This is a genomic window from Epilithonimonas xixisoli (assembly GCF_004365655.1).
In the GTDB taxonomy this organism is placed as follows: domain Bacteria; phylum Bacteroidota; class Bacteroidia; order Flavobacteriales; family Weeksellaceae; genus Epilithonimonas; species Epilithonimonas xixisoli.
Window position 1 is genome coordinate 744906 of the sequence record NZ_SOEO01000002.1, and the last position, 16079, is coordinate 760984.

The 16079-nt window shown below is 37.0% G+C and carries 12 protein-coding genes; 3 read left to right on the plus strand and 9 right to left on the minus strand.

Annotated elements, in window-relative coordinates:
- Window positions 1–65: 65 nt before the first annotated feature.
- Both B0I22_RS10850 and B0I22_RS10855 read right to left on the minus strand, forming a co-directional pair.
- Complete coding sequence (locus B0I22_RS10850; protein WP_133944723.1) at window positions 66–971, minus strand: GLPGLI family protein; 906 nt, start codon at window positions 969–971, stop codon at window positions 66–68.
- Window positions 972–1059: 88 nt separating this feature from the next.
- Window positions 1060–3771, minus strand: a complete 2712-nt coding sequence (locus B0I22_RS10855; protein ID WP_133944724.1) for a TonB-dependent receptor — start codon at window positions 3769–3771, stop codon at window positions 1060–1062.
- Window positions 3772–4004: 233 nt separating this feature from the next.
- Between B0I22_RS10855 and B0I22_RS10860 the strand changes: the two genes are divergently transcribed.
- Window positions 4005–4886, plus strand: coding sequence for a cupin-like domain-containing protein (locus B0I22_RS10860; protein ID WP_133944726.1), 882 nt, complete (start codon window positions 4005–4007; stop codon window positions 4884–4886).
- Between the two features lie 135 nt (window positions 4887–5021).
- On the opposite strand, the gene gdhA is transcribed toward B0I22_RS10860, so the two are convergent.
- From gdhA to B0I22_RS10875, 3 genes are all read right to left on the minus strand, one after another.
- Window positions 5022–6380: an NADP-specific glutamate dehydrogenase gene (gdhA, locus tag B0I22_RS10865; RefSeq protein WP_133944728.1), complete on the minus strand. Its 1359-nt coding sequence runs from the start codon at window positions 6378–6380 to the stop codon at window positions 5022–5024.
- A 184-nt stretch (window positions 6381–6564) separates the two neighbouring features.
- A complete protein-coding gene (gene dprA / locus B0I22_RS10870) occupies window positions 6565–7671 on the minus strand; it encodes a DNA-processing protein DprA (RefSeq protein ID WP_133944730.1) in 1107 nt (368 codons plus the stop codon).
- Window positions 7672–7702: 31 nt separating this feature from the next.
- Window positions 7703–8476 carry a rhomboid family intramembrane serine protease gene (locus B0I22_RS10875; protein WP_133944732.1) on the minus strand — a complete coding sequence of 258 codons (774 nt, stop codon included), beginning with the start codon at window positions 8474–8476 and terminating at the stop codon, window positions 7703–7705.
- Window positions 8477–8619: 143 nt separating this feature from the next.
- Between B0I22_RS10875 and B0I22_RS10880 the strand changes: the two genes are divergently transcribed.
- Window positions 8620–9729 carry a DUF3078 domain-containing protein gene (locus B0I22_RS10880; RefSeq protein WP_133944734.1) on the plus strand — a complete coding sequence of 370 codons (1110 nt, stop codon included), beginning with the start codon at window positions 8620–8622 and terminating at the stop codon, window positions 9727–9729.
- Window positions 9730–9773: 44 nt separating this feature from the next.
- Window positions 9774–10679, plus strand: a complete 906-nt coding sequence (locus B0I22_RS10885) for a DUF3078 domain-containing protein (RefSeq protein WP_133944735.1) — start codon at window positions 9774–9776, stop codon at window positions 10677–10679.
- Window positions 10680–10715: 36 nt separating this feature from the next.
- Here the strand turns inward: B0I22_RS10885 and msrA are convergent, their stop codons facing one another.
- The 4 genes from msrA to B0I22_RS10905 all read right to left on the minus strand — a co-directional run bounded on the left by msrA (window position 10716) and on the right by B0I22_RS10905 (window position 15999).
- A complete protein-coding gene (gene msrA, locus B0I22_RS10890) occupies window positions 10716–11369 on the minus strand; it encodes a peptide-methionine (S)-S-oxide reductase MsrA (RefSeq protein ID WP_133944737.1) in 654 nt (217 codons plus the stop codon).
- 93 nt (window positions 11370–11462) lie between these two features.
- Window positions 11463–12434 carry an ROK family protein gene (locus B0I22_RS10895; RefSeq protein WP_133944739.1) on the minus strand — a complete coding sequence of 324 codons (972 nt, stop codon included), beginning with the start codon at window positions 12432–12434 and terminating at the stop codon, window positions 11463–11465.
- Between the two features lie 177 nt (window positions 12435–12611).
- Window positions 12612–13817, minus strand: a complete 1206-nt coding sequence (locus tag B0I22_RS10900) for a PepSY-associated TM helix domain-containing protein (RefSeq protein WP_133944741.1) — start codon at window positions 13815–13817, stop codon at window positions 12612–12614.
- Between the two features lie 43 nt (window positions 13818–13860).
- Window positions 13861–15999, minus strand: a complete 2139-nt coding sequence (locus B0I22_RS10905; RefSeq protein ID WP_133944743.1) for a TonB-dependent siderophore receptor — start codon at window positions 15997–15999, stop codon at window positions 13861–13863.
- Window positions 16000–16079: the final 80 nt, after the last annotated feature.

A 16079-nucleotide genomic window follows, 5' to 3' on the forward strand; every position in this document is an offset into this window, starting at 1 on the left:
TTAGAAATTTTGCATAAAAAAGTCCTCCAAGTAGAGGACTATAAAAATATGGATTATAAATTAATCTAAGGATAAAGCGCAGGTTCTATTTTGTTATTATCATTTTTGATGGATTCTTTCTGGTGTTTTTCCATCGCTCTCAGCATCTCTGCACTGTCATTGATTTGTTTTCCATTCATATTGACGGTCATTTTCACATTGCCTTGAGAAAGCATCTGGCGCATATTTTTCACCGGATCATTTTTGTAATCTTTCCATTGTTTTTTGAATTGCTCTTCGGAGATTTCGATTTCTTTTCCGTTGGCAAATCCAAAAGTTCTGATCACGGTTCCGGGTTTGGTTCCTGCTAATTCTTCTTTTTTCTCTATTTTTTCGATGTCATCAAATTTCTTACTTCCCACAAATTTGTAAGCGTGCGTGCCGGTAGAATCTTCCATTTCCAGGATCAAACCTGGCAATCCGTGGAATTTGTATGGACCATCCTGAAAAGGAAAATCTTGTGAAAACCAAGCCGTCCAAGTTCTTCCGCCAAAATCGACTGTCGCTTTTTGGGCTTCGAATTTGTCAATCTTTTTGGTCTCCGGAAGGATTTTCCATTCCATTGGTTTTTCATTTTTCACGGAGAATTTGGAATCTCCGATGGATGTGTGCAAAACGGTTGTAAAATCTGGATATTTTTTGTTAATAGAGTAAGCGACTTTACCTTCTTTTCCGCCCTCATATTTGAAGGAAGTAGATCCCATTGAGATTTGTTTTTGGAAATAAGCTTCTCTGGTCGAGTCGCTCACAAATTTCTGTCTGCTGTAGAATTTGCTTTCGTCTTTGCGGATGTCAAGATACATCAATTCGGTTTCGAGAGAATCTTTTTTCTCGATGTTTGATGCAAATTTGTATTCATACATAATCCTTGTTCCTTGAGCAAATGACATTAAACCCAAAGAAATCATTAATAATAAAAGTGTTTTCTTCATACCTAAGTTTTTAGTGATTTAAAATTAAGAAAAATAAAAAGGCAGACAAAAAAATTGTGCTACCTTTCTGTTAATATAAAATAGTGTGTTATTTGAAATTAAATTTGACAGTGAACATAAACTGGCTTGGACGGATGTACATTTGATTGGTTGTAACAAGCTGTTGGAAAGCATCTACAGAAACGGTTTCGTAAACTTTTCTATTCGCAATGTTCAACCATTTGAATTCGAAATCAATTTTTCTTTTCACCCAAGTGTATTGGTAAGAAATGTCGAAGAAAGAGTTTCTAAAGTTTTCTCCACTCGCACTGGTAGAAAGGTCGTCCCAATTGAAACCAAATGTATGATTTTCGCTCGGATAGATGTATGTGCTCAGATTGTGATTCCATCCGCTGGAGTTTAAAACTGTATCGAAAACTTTGTTCGTATTTTTATTCCAATTCATACTAATGTTATAATCTACACTTATCCAGCTGAAGTATGCATTGTTGAACTTTGCTCCCAAAGATTGTCTGCTGTTGGTAGATTCTCCAAAAATATTGTTGAATTTTGAAAATGAATTGCTGTCTGTGTTAGACGCATTCACGGACAAATTGGTTTTAAACTTCGGGAAATATTTTCCAACTTCTACACTTTCTGTTTGCGATCTGTTTGTATTCTCTTGAGCTTCTAATGCTAGTCTAGAGATAAAACCATCTGTTGCGTAGCTTTCTATCAAGTTTCTCTTGTTTGTAGAGTAGTTGTATCTCACATTGAAAAACAAATTGTTCAAAGGATTTCGATATTCCAATCTTGTTCCTGCCATTCTTGATAGATATTCTGGCATTTCTACATTGTCACTGTATCTCACCTGTATGTTAGTAGGACTTGTCAACATATTTCCGCCATACAAAAACCCAAAGTTTCCAAAATCATAAGATTGATTGGCAAATGCCCAAATTTTGAAAAACGATGCAAAATCTAAACTTGCAAACAAATTGGGTTCAAAAACGGTTTTACTTTTATCCAAATAATCTTGTCTGATGTTGTCTTTATAAGTGATTCCATAAAAATTCATCGGAAGTGTCAAGTTCAAGTTGAAATTTTGAGATTTGAAGTTAACGCCAACTTGCGTGTAAGGACGAACCTCGTTCCAGTCAACATTATTCTGCTTATCTGTTCCTAAGTAATAACTTGAGTTGTTGATTGAACCTGTGATAGCTGATTTCAAGTTATTAAAACTCAAATTCAAACCAACTTCTGGCGTGAAAGTCCATTTTTTATATGATAATCCCACAGAAGCCGAATGATTGACCTCCATAGTTTCTGAGTTGGCGTATTGCGTTACTGTATCAAAATCTTGGAACCCAAATCGACTCATGTATGAACCTGGAGAAACAGTCATCGTTTGTCTGTCTTTTTGATATTTGATGTAACTCATAAAGTTTACCAATTTTTCTTTCCAAGGAATAATGGTACTCAAGGAATTCTGGAAAGTTCCAGTTGGAGATTCTAAAGATTCATTAGCCATATTTCTAATTGAAGTTGTAGAACCTTCCAGAGGTGGAAGATTATTATCTACATCTCCACGATATGTGTTCCAGAAGCTGTTCCAAGTTGTCACGTTTTTGAAGAAGCCTTTCTTCGCATTTTTTGTGAAGATCAATTCTCCTTTTGCAACGTTATCAAAAAACTTGTTGTTGGTAGAAGAGATAAACGTTCCTCCACTTTCAATAGTTGGTGATCCAGCTTGGTAAACTCTGGTTTGAATATCTTCTCTTGTAATGCTGTTGTTTGTGTAAGAAGCGTTTGCTTTCAACTCCCATTCTTTATTTTTGAAAGGACTGGTCAAAAGGTTGGCAGAAAAGTAGTGAACATTATTTAGCAAATATCTTTTTTCAGGAATGTTTGGAACGCCTGCGGTTTCTATATTTGTCCAAGACTTTTGTCCCGCTTGGCTTCTTCTACCTTCCCATCGGCTTCCAAAACCTAAAAGATTGCCTTCATTTTCAACACTTTCGCCATTGTTGTTGGCTTTGTAATTAATGACCCATTGATTTTTCTGACCAAAGAACATTGGTGTTAATTTCACATTCCAAAGCAATGGGCTGAAACCTGCGCCAACTTCTCCACGACCAGTCATCGTCACAGATTTTTTTAATTTAATATTCAATGCTGCTTGGTCAGATGGTACTTTATCTCGTAGAATACTTACTGGCTGATGATTTTCCATAACCTCTACTTTAGAAACTGCATCTTTCGGAAGTGAATTGTTGATGGTTCCGTAACCGCCTTCCATCAAATCTTTTCCATTCACATAGAATTTATTGATTGGTTCACCTTGGTACTTCACGGCGCCATCTTTTCCAACTTCAATTCCCGGGATTTTTTTCAAAACATCGGCAAGGGTTCTGTCATTTTTATTTTCGAAGGATTTTAGATCGTAAGAAATCGTATCTCCTCTTTTAGTGATCAATTTTGTTTTCAAACGCACTTCCTGGATTTCCGTTGCCTGAGAATCCATAGAGAAATTCATTTTTTGATCATCATTTTTGATGGATTTTGTCACTGGCTTCTGGTTGAAAGCTTTGATTTTAAGATCCAAATTGCTTTCCGCCGAGGTGAATGTGACTTTGTATTCGCCTTTTGCATTGGAAATTCCGTAAGCCAGAATCGCATTTTTTCCTGGTTCTTCAATTGTCACACTGGCGCTGGCAAGTGGCTTCCCGTCTGCATCATTGATGATTCCCGATACTGTCTTTTGTGCAAAAACAATTAAAGAAAACGCAAGCACAAAGATGAAAGATAAAAGTTTTTTCATAGTTATTTAAAATGTATCACTAAAGTATTAGTAAAGAAACGTTGCAGATTGTTACAAACTTTTTGTTTGAGTCGTAAAAAAGATAGAAGTTAAAAGTTTTATGAAAAATCAAATGGCTTGATAATTGGGTAAGAGCGCTTAGATCATTTATAATATCACATGATTTAATTTAAAATAATTATAAACAAAGAATACTTAATTTTAATAAATTTGCTCCTTAATATTACATTAACATGGGAATCATTTTAAAACCGATTGATATTGTAGATGATATTTCTAGAGAAGATTTCTTGGAAAAATATCTGAAACCACGCAAACCTGTTGTCATCAAAAATATGGCTAGAAACTGGCCAGCCTATCAGAAATGGACGATGGATTATATCAAAGAAGTTGTAGGCGATGTGACGGTTCCCTTGTATGACAGTGCAAAAGCAGATCCTGCAGCGCCCATCAATGCGCCAACTACAGAAATGAAATTTGCAGATTACATCGATCTGATTCAAAGAGAACCTACGGATCTTAGGATTTTCTTTTTCGATCCCATCAAACACGCACCCGATATTTTGAATGATTATATCTCTCCAAAAGAATTAATGGGCGGATTTCTTGACAAATATCCAAGTATGTTTTTCGGAGGGAAAAGTTCTGTGACGTTCCTGCATTACGATATTGATTTAGCTCACATTTTCCACACACACTTCAACGGGAGAAAACACGTTTTGCTTTTCGAACAGAAGTGGAAAGAAAGATTATACTGTTTGCCATATGCCACTTACGCGTTGGAAGATTATGATATAGAAAATCCCGATTTCACAAAATTCCCAGCATTAGACGGCGTTCAAGGTATCGAATGTTTTCTGGAGCACGGCGACACGCTTTTTATGCCGACGGGCTGGTGGCACTGGATGAAATATCTGGACGGCAGTTTCTCACTGTCGCTGAGAGCTTGGGACAAAAGTTGGGGCGTGAAAGCCAATTCACTTTGGAATCTTACGGTACAAAGAGGTTTTGATAACTTTATGAAAAAAAATTTCAAAGCCAATTATATGAATTGGAAAGAGAAAAAAGCCATCGAAAGAGGAAATTACGCTTTGAAAAGAGGTTTGCCGAGATAATATAAATGTACATTGTAAAAAGTATAATGTAAAAAGTATTTCAATACTTAAATAAAAATGCAACTAAATTATTTAGTTGCATTTTTTATAATCAATCAGATTCTAATTTCTAAAATCTAACTTCTAATTTCTTAATTAAACCACACCTTGCGCCAACATTGCCTCAGCCACTTTTACAAAGCCTGCGATGTTTGCACCTTTCACGTAGTTAACATAACCATCTTCTTCTTTTCCGTAGTCTCTACACGCTTTGTGGATGCCAATCATAATTTCTTTCAATCTTGCATCAACTTCTTCAGAAGACCAATTCAAACGGATGGAGTTCTGAGTCATCTCCAAACCAGAAGTGGCAACTCCACCAGCGTTAGACGCTTTTCCTGGAGAGAATAAAACTTTGTTGTCCAAGAAATAATTAATAGCGTCCAAAGTTGAAGGCATATTCGCTGCTTCAGTCACACAGATTACGCCGTTTTCTACTAATTTTTTAGCATCTTCCAAATCTAACTCATTTTGAGTTGCAGAAGGAATCGCTACATCGCATTTCACTTCCCAAGGACGTTTCCCAGCGTGGAATTCTGCCGTTGGATATTTTTTCACATAGTCTTCTGCGCGGTTGTTTCCAGACGCACGAAGTTCTAATAGATATTCAATTTTTTCACCAGTGATTCCGTCTTTGTCATAAACATAACCGTCAGGACCAGAAAGTGTTACTGCTTTTCCGCCTAGTTCTTCAACTTTTTTGATAACACCCCAAGCCACGTTTCCGAAACCTGAAACTGTTACAGTTTTTCCTTTGAAATCTTCTCCAATGGTTCTCAACATCTGCTCAGCGAAGTAAACAACGCCGTACCCAGTCGCTTCCGGACGAATCAATGAACCTCCATAAGCCAAACCTTTTCCAGTCAAAACTCCGGTAAACTCGTTTCTGATTTTTTTATATTGACCGAATAAGTATCCGATTTCTCTAGCACCAACACCAATATCTCCCGCAGGAACGTCGGTTTCTGGACCAATATGTTTGCACATTTCTGTCATAAAAGCTTGGCAAAAACGCATCACTTCCATATCCGATTTTCCTTGTGGGTCAAAATCAGAACCTCCTTTTCCACCGCCCATTGGAAGTGTCGTCAAAGAGTTTTTGAAAGTTTGTTCGAAAGCCAAAAATTTAAGAACAGACAAGTTCACAGTTGGATGAAAACGGATTCCGCCTTTGTAAGGTCCAATCGCAGAGTTCATTTGGATTCTGAAACCTCTGTTTACTTGGATTTCGCCTTTGTCATCCACCCACGGAACGCGGAAAATAATCGTTCTTTCAGGTTCAGCCATTCTCTCTAGAAGCTTCATTCCTGTGTATTGTTTTCTGGTTGCGATAAACGGAATTACAGTGACTGCAACTTCCTTCACAGCCTGAAGAAATTCTGGTTCATTTGGGTTTTTGGCTTCTACTTTTGCCATAAACTCCTGGATTTTTTGCTCTACGTTATAGTGTTCCATAAAGGTTGATTATTATGACAACAAATTTAATTTTATTTTCGAATTTCGCAAGTAATATTTTAATTATTATCGAAAATTTAAGGATATGAACTAAGTTTTTTGCTTAATGTATAATTACATCTTTTGCGTTAACGATTTTTGAAGTTAATGTTAATTTACTTCAAATTTCCGTAAGCCTTATTTTTTAACTAAGTTGATATTGTCGCCCGGAAAGACATTTCACATAGCCATAAATCTCTAAATCTAAAAGAATTGGTAAAAGTTTGTGGTGCAAAATCCCAGATTTATCCGCTAATTCATCCAAAGAAATGCTCTTATTTTCAGTAATGATTTCCAGTAATTTGAGGTGTTCTTTTTTGTCAGCATCGATTTTAATTTTCGGTTCTTCTGCCGGGAAAAGTTCTGGCTGAGGGATGAAATTCAGATTCTTGACCAGCGTTTTGATATCAACGATAGATTCAGCTTTGTTGTTGGCAATGAGTTGATTGCAACCTTGGCTGTAAACATCTGTGATTTTCCCAGGCAAAGCAAAAACATCCCGATTATATTGATTTGATGCGGTGACAGTTGTCACAGAACCGCCACCATAAGCCGTTTCCACAACAATTAGATGAGGTGAAAATCCAGCGATGATTCTGTTGCGTTGTAAAAAGTTTTCCTTCGCCATTCCTTCAAACGAGGCGTATTCCGTAATGAGAGCGCCATTGTTTTCAATAATTTTCTTAGCGAGATTTTTATTGGAAGCCGGATAGATTTTGTCTAGACTTTGCGCCAAAATGGCAATGGTGGGAATTTGATTTTTTAATGATTCTTCGTGCACGCAAGAGTCTGCGCCCAAAGCCAATCCGCTGATGGTACAAACTTTTGAACCCGATAATTCCTGAGTCAAATCCTGAATGAAATGTTTTCCATAAGCGGTCAATTTTCTTGTTCCCACGATGCTTACAGGATTTAGTTCATTGTTCAAATTTCCTTTGTAGAATAGAATCATCGGCGCATCATCACAATTCAAAAGATGCTTTGGGTAAGATTCTTCGTCTTGGTGAATGATTTTGATGTCGTGTTTTTCGCAGAATTTCAATTCTTTCTCGGCGGAAGTCAGAAATTCTTGATTCCCGATATTCTGAATGCTGTTTTTCCCAATTCCAGAAATAGAAAGAAGAGATTTTGGCTTAGATTCCCAAACTTCTTTTGCTGAGCCAATATTCTTTATTAGCTTTTTTAGATTGATGTTGCCAATGTTTTTGCACTGTTTCAGCGCAAGGATATAGAGATGTTCTTCGGGATTCATAAGGTCATTTGTGTAAAGACCAATTTAGAAATTATTTTTCATTTCTACGGATTTCATCCAGATATTCCCAAATATTTTCTTGTTTGTATTGAGGCAAATCGTCAAAGTCTTCTGGGTGATTCTGGATGTATTCTTGCCAAAGTCTGTCGTCTTTTTCGCTGTAATAATTAGGATATTCCCAGAGGTATTTAATTTTTTTTTCGCCCTGTTTTCTGAAAATGAAAGCCAAAATAATTCCTGTGATTGCACCGGCCAAGTGAGATTGCCAGCTGATTCTGCTCCGTTCTTCCAATTGTGAGAAGAATTCTTCTGGAAAAATACCCCAAATCAAACTTCCGTAATAAAGTGCAACAACGAGTGAAACTGTCAGCAACTTCATATTCCACCGAAAAACGCCACTGAAAAAGATGAAGAAAGCCAGCATATAAACCACGCCACTTGCTCCCACAATACATGTATAAGTCCACTCTCCGGTAAAGATGTCCACTGGTGGTAGCATCCAGACAAGTAATCCGCCCGCAATCCAACCGATGAGAAAAATCTTGAATGCGATTTTTGAATAAAATTCAAACAATAAAAATAAGAGAATAGCAATTGGCATAGAGTTGCTAATGATGTGATCCAAACTGCCATGAAGCAATGGTGCGAAAATCACACCACTCAATCCATCGGGCACCAATGGAATGATGGCGCCGAAGCATCCTCCAAAAAATCCGAGATTCTGAAGCAGAAAAAAAATCCACATAAGTGCCAGCATAATGGCCGGAACTAAAAATGATTTTAAATGAAAGGTTTTCAAAAACATAGTTTTGAAAATCACAATTTTACAGCCATTCTTGAGAAAAGGTAATTTTGTCCGCAAAAAAGGCTTAATTAATTGTGGAATTTGTTATAAAGTCAGATTTTTAAAAATTTAGAATTGCTATTTTTGTGCAAAATTTGATATTAATGAAAAAGGTATTGGTAGTTTTTGCGGTTGTGATGGTCTTGTTTTCTAAGGCTCAAATTACTGATTATCAAAAGTTAATAGATTCTATTTCGCAAAAAAGATGGGATTCTACGGCATTAGATATCGACAGTCTTTCCAATCCAAAAATTATTGACATTCGATCTTTGAAAAAAGATTCTGTGCAACTGACAAATAATATGGTCATTGTTTCTAATACCAGTGACACCAGTCCGCTCACACCATCGTCGATCATCAATCTTCCTACTTTGAAACGTTGGTTCTTCTTTGGGCAGAACAGTCTGGTTTTCAACCAGTCATCATTTGCGAATTGGTATGCAGGGGGAAATAATAATATTGGCGTGATTGGGAAAGTTAACTACAATATCGTTTACAAAAAGAACCGACATTATATGGACAATAATATCCAGATGGGTTACGGTTTTGTGTCATCTACTGGTCAATCTACGAGAAAGACAGATGATTACATTAATATTATGACCAATTATGGTTATGAGTTGGCGCAGCATTACTACCTATCCACCGGTTTCCAGTTTTTGTCACAGTTTACGCCGGGATTCAATTATGCTAATAATCCGGATCCTGTTTATGATGACAGAATTTCCAAATTTATGGCGCCTGGTTACCTCAACTTGGGTATCGGTGTGTCTTACAATCCGAACGAAAATTTCCAAGTGATCTTCCGTCCAGTAAATGGAAAATTCACTTTTGTATTAGACAAAAAACTTCAGTTTGCAGGCAATTACGGTTTGGAAAGAGATGGACAAAGCATGAGATCCGAGCTTGGGGCCATGGTAAATGTTCTCTATAAAATTAAACTTTTCAAAGATGTCAATTTTGTGAATCAGGTCAATTTCTTTAGCAATTATTTACAACACTCCGAGCGAGTAGATATCAATTATAGCGGTAGTTTGAATCTTAAATTCAACAAATATATTACAACCGTTATCACTTATGATATGGTTTATGACCACGATCAAATCAAAAGATTGCAGAGAAAACAGACTTTGGGTGTGGGTGTGACTTATAATTTAGGTTACAAAATGGAAAGAGATACCAAGACCGGCATCATAAAACCATTCGTTAATTAAGATATTTCGGCTATTCATTATATTTGCAAAACAAAAACAAATTAATGAAGAAACTTCTATTATCATTAAGCCTTCTTTGGGCTATGAATTCTTATGCGCAGGAGGCTCCCGTTCAGGATTCTGTAAAAGCTTGGTCGATTGTTGGACAAAATACTTTGATGTTGAATCAATCGGCATTCTCCAATTGGGTGGCTGGTGGCGCCAATAATATCGGTTGGCAAGCTGGTGTCAATTACAATTTGACTTACGAAAAAGACAAAGACCTTTGGGAAAATGTCATTATTCTTGGCTATGGGATGAACAATACACAAGGTGTTGGCAACAGGAAAACACAGGATGTCATCAATCTTTCTACCAATTACGGAAGAAAACTTTCAGGAGATTGGTACACGTCTGTGGGAGCTGGTTTGATTTCTCAATTCGCGCCAGGCTATGCCGATGGAAATAATCCGGATGCAGCGAAGATCTCCAACTTTATGTCACCTGGTTATGTGAATGTAGGAGCCGGTTTTACGTATAAGCCAAGTGATAATTTCACCATGACTTTGCGACCTGCAAACGCCAGATTCACTTTTGTGATGGATAAGGATTTGCAATGGGCTGGAAATTATGGCTTGAAAAACGATGGCGATTCTATGTTATTCCAGTTCGGTTTCTTGGGAACGGCGCAGTATAAAGTGAAGCTGATGGAAAATATTACGTTGCAAAATGCAGCGTCTGTTTTTTCTAATTATTTGGATCATCCAGAGAGACTTGTAATGTCCTACTCTGGAATTTTGAATATGAAAGTCAACAAGTATATTTCTACCAACGTAACTTTAGATTTGCTGTATGACCACAATCAAATTAGAAAGACCCAGTTGAAACAGACTTTGGGAATTGGATTTGCCTACAATATTGATAATGGCAAAAAACGCTCAGATGACAAACGCAATCAAAGCTGGAAATAAAAACTACAAACTTTTGAACATAAAAAAAGCGGGGAATTAATTCTCCGCTTTTTCATTTAGCCAACCCAACTCTCCAAAATGCTTTTTGAATTTTTGAATCTTAGGTCCAACTACAGCGCTACAATAAGGCTGGTTTGGATTGGCATTGTAATAACCTTGGTGATATGCTTCTGCAGACCAGAATTTCTCGAAAGGAACAATCTCTGTCACATACTTTCCGTTCCATTCCTGTTTGTCTTCAGATGCTTTCAATGACTCTTCTGCATCTTGCTTTTGTTTGTCGGAATGATAGAAAATCGCTGATCTGTATTGCGTGCCGATGTCATTTCCTTGTCTGTTCAGCGTTGTAGGATTGTGGAGAAACCAAAATACTTCCAGCAATTGCTTGTAAGAAATGATTTTTGGGTCATAAGCAATCTGCACTACTTCTGCATGTCCTGTGGTTCCTGCCGAAACTTCCTCATAAGTCGGATTGGCTTTGTGGCCACCGGAATATCCCGATATTACAGAATCTACACCTTTCAGCATATGAAAACAGCTTTCTACGCACCAAAAGCATCCGCCAGCCAAAGTGGCATATTCCAAATTGTTTTTATCCATTTTTTGATTTTTTAATGGGTTTTGTTTTTTCTCCTGACCATTACAGCTGAAGAGGACAAAACTTAGAATTATTAATAAATACTGTTTCATTATTAGACAAGAAAAATCCTTTGATTTTCCTCGTTCTTAATAGCAAATTGTATTCCTATCAAAAATGAGAACCAAAGGATTTCTCTATATCAATTATTTATTTTCCCAAACAAGCGCACTTGCACCAAGAATTGCTGCATCTGCCTCATCCAACTCGCTGAAAACCAATTTAACTTTTGAGCGGAAAATTGGCAACAGATTTCTTTCCATATGTAGTTTTGCAGGTTTTAGCAAGAAATCACCAGCTTTGATAACGCCTCCAAAAAGCAAAATAGCTTCTGGAGATGAGAACATTACGAAGTTTGCTAATGCTTCACCCAATTTTTGTCCTGTGTATCGGAAAACTTCTATCGCTGTTGGGTCGCCTGCAATCGCGCACTCGTGAACAGTTTTAGAGTTAATGTCTTCTTCACGGTATTGATTCAACATAGAATCTGGAAACTCAGCACGGAATTTTTTAGCTGTAATAGCGATTCCGGTTGCAGAAGCGTAAGATTCCAAACTTCCTTCAGATCCTGTGCTCCAATGCTTTCTTCCGCCTGGTTTTACAATCGTGTGACCGAGTTCTCCGGCAAATCCGTCGTGGCCATATATCAAGTTTCCACCGCTGATGATTCCACTTCCAACGCCTGTTCCAAGAGTAATCATTATGAAATCCTTCATTCCTCTTGCGGCGCCAAACATCATTTCTCCAAGTGCTGCTGCATTGGCATCGTTGGTCATTTTACAAGGCACTCCAAATTTTTTAGTCATTAGTTCTGCAAATGGAACTACGCCTTTCCAAGGAAGATTGGGAGCTAGTTCAATCGTTCCTGTGAAGTAATTAGCGTTAGGCGCACCAACACCAATTCCGTCCAATCTTGTATTTTGACTGACTTCATCTATCAACGGTTGGATATTGGTGTGTAGAGCATCGATAAAATCTTCTACCTGTTTGTAATCTTCAGTTTTTATACTTCCTTTTGCGAGAATCTCTCCCCGGTGATTCACCAATCCGAATTTGGTGTTGGTTCCGCCAATATCTATACCTATGGCGATTTGCTTTGATAAATCAATTAATGACATCGATTAAAATTTTTAAGACCATAAATTTAGACAAAAGGAAATTAATATTCAGTAAATATTGTTTTAATTTTAAAAAGAAACGCTGGATTTTTTCGGACTGAAATTGGTTTTTATTAATAAATTTCTTGCTCATTAAACATAAAAAAACCTGAATCATAGTTCAGGTTTTTGGCTCAATTATTTAATCTGTGTTTTCTTTCTTCGTCCCCACCAGATCATAAATCCAGTGACGGGCATTGATGCGATAATAATGCTGACAATAAATCCAATGATTTTGGTAGGCAAACCTAAGATGGCGCCAACGTGAATGTCATAATTGGCTGCAACTACTTTCTCACCGAAGTTCTTGTCTTTCGGATCGTGTATGTGCAAGAGTTCGCCGGAGTTCTCATCAAAAATTAAAGTGCTGTTTTTATGATAAGAATATGAGAGGTGTCTTACAAAAACCGAGAAATTCGGATGCTCGTGATCGTCCAAATGTGGATGTCCAAGATCCAGACTGAATGCGTACGCTGTTGGATAAAGTTCCTTCACTTTGTCAGAAATCTTGTCCAATGTTTTGTCGTTTCTCATTTCAATTGGCGCTTTTGTGGTAATGGCAGAGAAATCTGGATAAACAGTTTCACCTCCGGAGAAGACCACATATATCATCGCCTGAACTGCGAAAAATGCGTAGAATAGACCAGTAATCGTTAAAATCAAAGCGAAAATGGAAGAGTAGAATCCGAGAATGTTGTGAAGGTCATAATTCTTTCTTTTCCATTTTGTGGTGTCTTTCCATTGAAAGCTGAAACGTTGTTTTCTTGCCGCTTTGTTTTTTGGCCACCAAAGGATGATTCCGGAAATCAACATAATCAAGAAGATGACAACAGGAATACCGACAACGTAAGTTCCCCAATCTTGTTTCAAAAGAAAACTCCAATGGATGGATTTTACGATGGCAAAGAACCCGTTTTTCTCATCATAAACTTGGAGGACTTTTCCAGTGTAAGGATTGACGTACGCCAATTTATAAATCGGAAATTCATCAAAATAATTCCATTGATCTGGCTGATGCTCGTACCAATAAACTTGATAAGACATTTTTTTATCTATAGGAACGTTGATCCAGTGGATCGGATACTTCTCCTTGGTCTGCTCATTCACTAGTTTTTCTATGACGCGGATGGGCAAGATCTGTTTTTGATCGATGTTTTGCTCATTGTGGTAGATGTATTCTTTTCGTGAGATGTTTTCTATCTCATCTTTGAAAACGTACAAGGCGCCAGTGATTGCGATGATAAAGATAAGCGTACCAATGGACAAGCCAAACCACAGATGTAGTTTGGCTGTCCATTTTTTAAAGAAACCAGGTTTCTTCTTATGATGATGTTTTTTCCTCATAAAAGTTTAAAAAGCCAAGCTACAAACTTAGCTTTTTTATTTTTTAGAATTTGTAATTCAAACTTAGAGATAAAGTTCTAAGTCTTTGTGGTGTCACAGTTGACCATCCAGAGAAATATTTCTTGTTGGCAATGTTATCAACTTTCAAAATGATGCTGTATCTATCTTCTGTATAAGAAAGTGAAGAGTTCATAATGATGTAACTAGGAAGCGGGAAAGCACCGATGTTACCTCTATTCAATGTATAAAATCTGCTAGCAGAATTACCACCGAAACCAATTCCGAAGTTTTTAAGCGCTCCGGTTTGGATTTTGTAAGTTCCCCAGAAGTTGATCAGGTTTTTTGGTCCTGCATCTTCTGTTCTGTTTCCTGGATATCCTTCGTCACCTTTTACAACATTACTATCGTTGTAGCTGTATCCGGCAATTAAGTTCATCCCAGGAATTGGACTTCCCAAAACGCTCACTTCAAAACCTTTGCTTTCTACTTCTCCACCTTGATTGACATTCACACCATTACCCATTACTTTGTTTTTTACATAGATGTTGTAATAACTTGCGGTAATAGAGAATTTTTCGCCAGCTAAATTTGCTTTTGTACCAACTTCCCATTGGTTGGCGTGCTCTGGATCAAAATAACGAAGCTCACTGCTCAAAACGTTTCCAAGATCATCAGTGATTTGAATCGTTGAAGGATCAACATTTCGGAAACCATTCATATAGTTACCAAAGATTGAAACTTTGTCTTGGATTGGCTGATAAACCAAACCTAACTTAGGCGAAAGTGTGGTTTTTTCTTTAGAATTGTCTGTCGCATATGCAGTTGCCATTCCTGTGAAATGATCCAATCTCAAACTTAACATTGCAGATAGATTTGGAAGAATGTTCACAACATCTGAAACATAAGCACTGTAGATTTTTGCTTCTGCGTGTCCTATTTCTTGTCCTGCGTTTCTTAGTTCATAATCAACTGCAGATTTTGTAAGAAGGTCTGCTTTTGTATCGGTTTGATTAACCAAGTTCACCACACCGTGTCCTATCCATCCTGTTCCGCCTTGGATGAAATCTCTTTGGAAATAATCTAATCCAAATAGCAATTTATTCTTAACACTTCCAAAATTAAAAGTTCCTACAAAATTTTGCTGAATTCCTGTTGTATTGGTCTCTCCACCAACGTTCGCAATAAATCTTACGAAATCGCCACCATTGGATTGATCCCACAAGTAAGAATAGTAACCTTTTGTTTTAGAATTGCTTCTTGAAACTAAGGTTTTGGATGTCCAGTTGTCAGATATTTTGTAGTCTGCAGTAGCTTGTATGTTGAATGAATTGTTATTGATCGTTAAATCATCGCTGGTGTATGATTTTTTATAATTGTCTTTGAACAGACCAATTGAATTAAAAGAAAGCGGTGCATATCTGTTCAAGAAAATCATTGGTGCATTGGAGGATTCAGACGTTTTGATTTCTGTATTAACGTGGAACGTCAATCTGTCATTGGCTACAAATTTCACAGATGGAGCGATGTAGAAAGATTCGTTAAAACCAGCATCTTGGAACGTATTGTTTTTATGATAAGCAGTGTTCACTCTTGCAAATAGGTTTTTGTTAAGTGGCGTGTTTACGTCAGCTGTAAGTCTGTTCAAACCGTAGCTTCCGTTCACATAATTAACTTCACCTCCAAAATGATTGTAAGGCTTCTTTGTAACAACATTGATCATACCTCCATAAGAAATCACACTTCCACCATACAAAGTACCAGATGGACCTTTGATTGCCTCAATAATTTCGATACCTGCGGGATCCAAAGTTCCGTTGCTTAAGCTCGGCATTCCGTTTACCAAAGTTGGCTGAAGCGAGAAACCTCTCATTGTGTAGTATTCTCCACCATCATTTCCTCTACCGGTAGATTCCCAAAGTCTTGTAATACCAGTCACATTCTTAAGAGCATCATTGAAATTCGTAACAACTTGTTCTTTGATAACGTTTTTGTTTACAGTATTATAAACCTGAGGATTTTCAATATCTTTAAGAGGCATTTTGTTTGCCGATTCTCTGTCTCTAGTAATATATCCGTGTACTACAACTCCATCAATTTCATTTGATTTGTTGATAGAATCATTTTCCTGAGCATAAGCAAAAGTGGAAACGAGAACCACAGCACTTACAATAACTTTCTTCATTGCTATAATAATTTTTGCAAATGTATTATTTTTATTAATTCTAAATTAGAATAAATTATGATATTTGTCATTTCTTAATA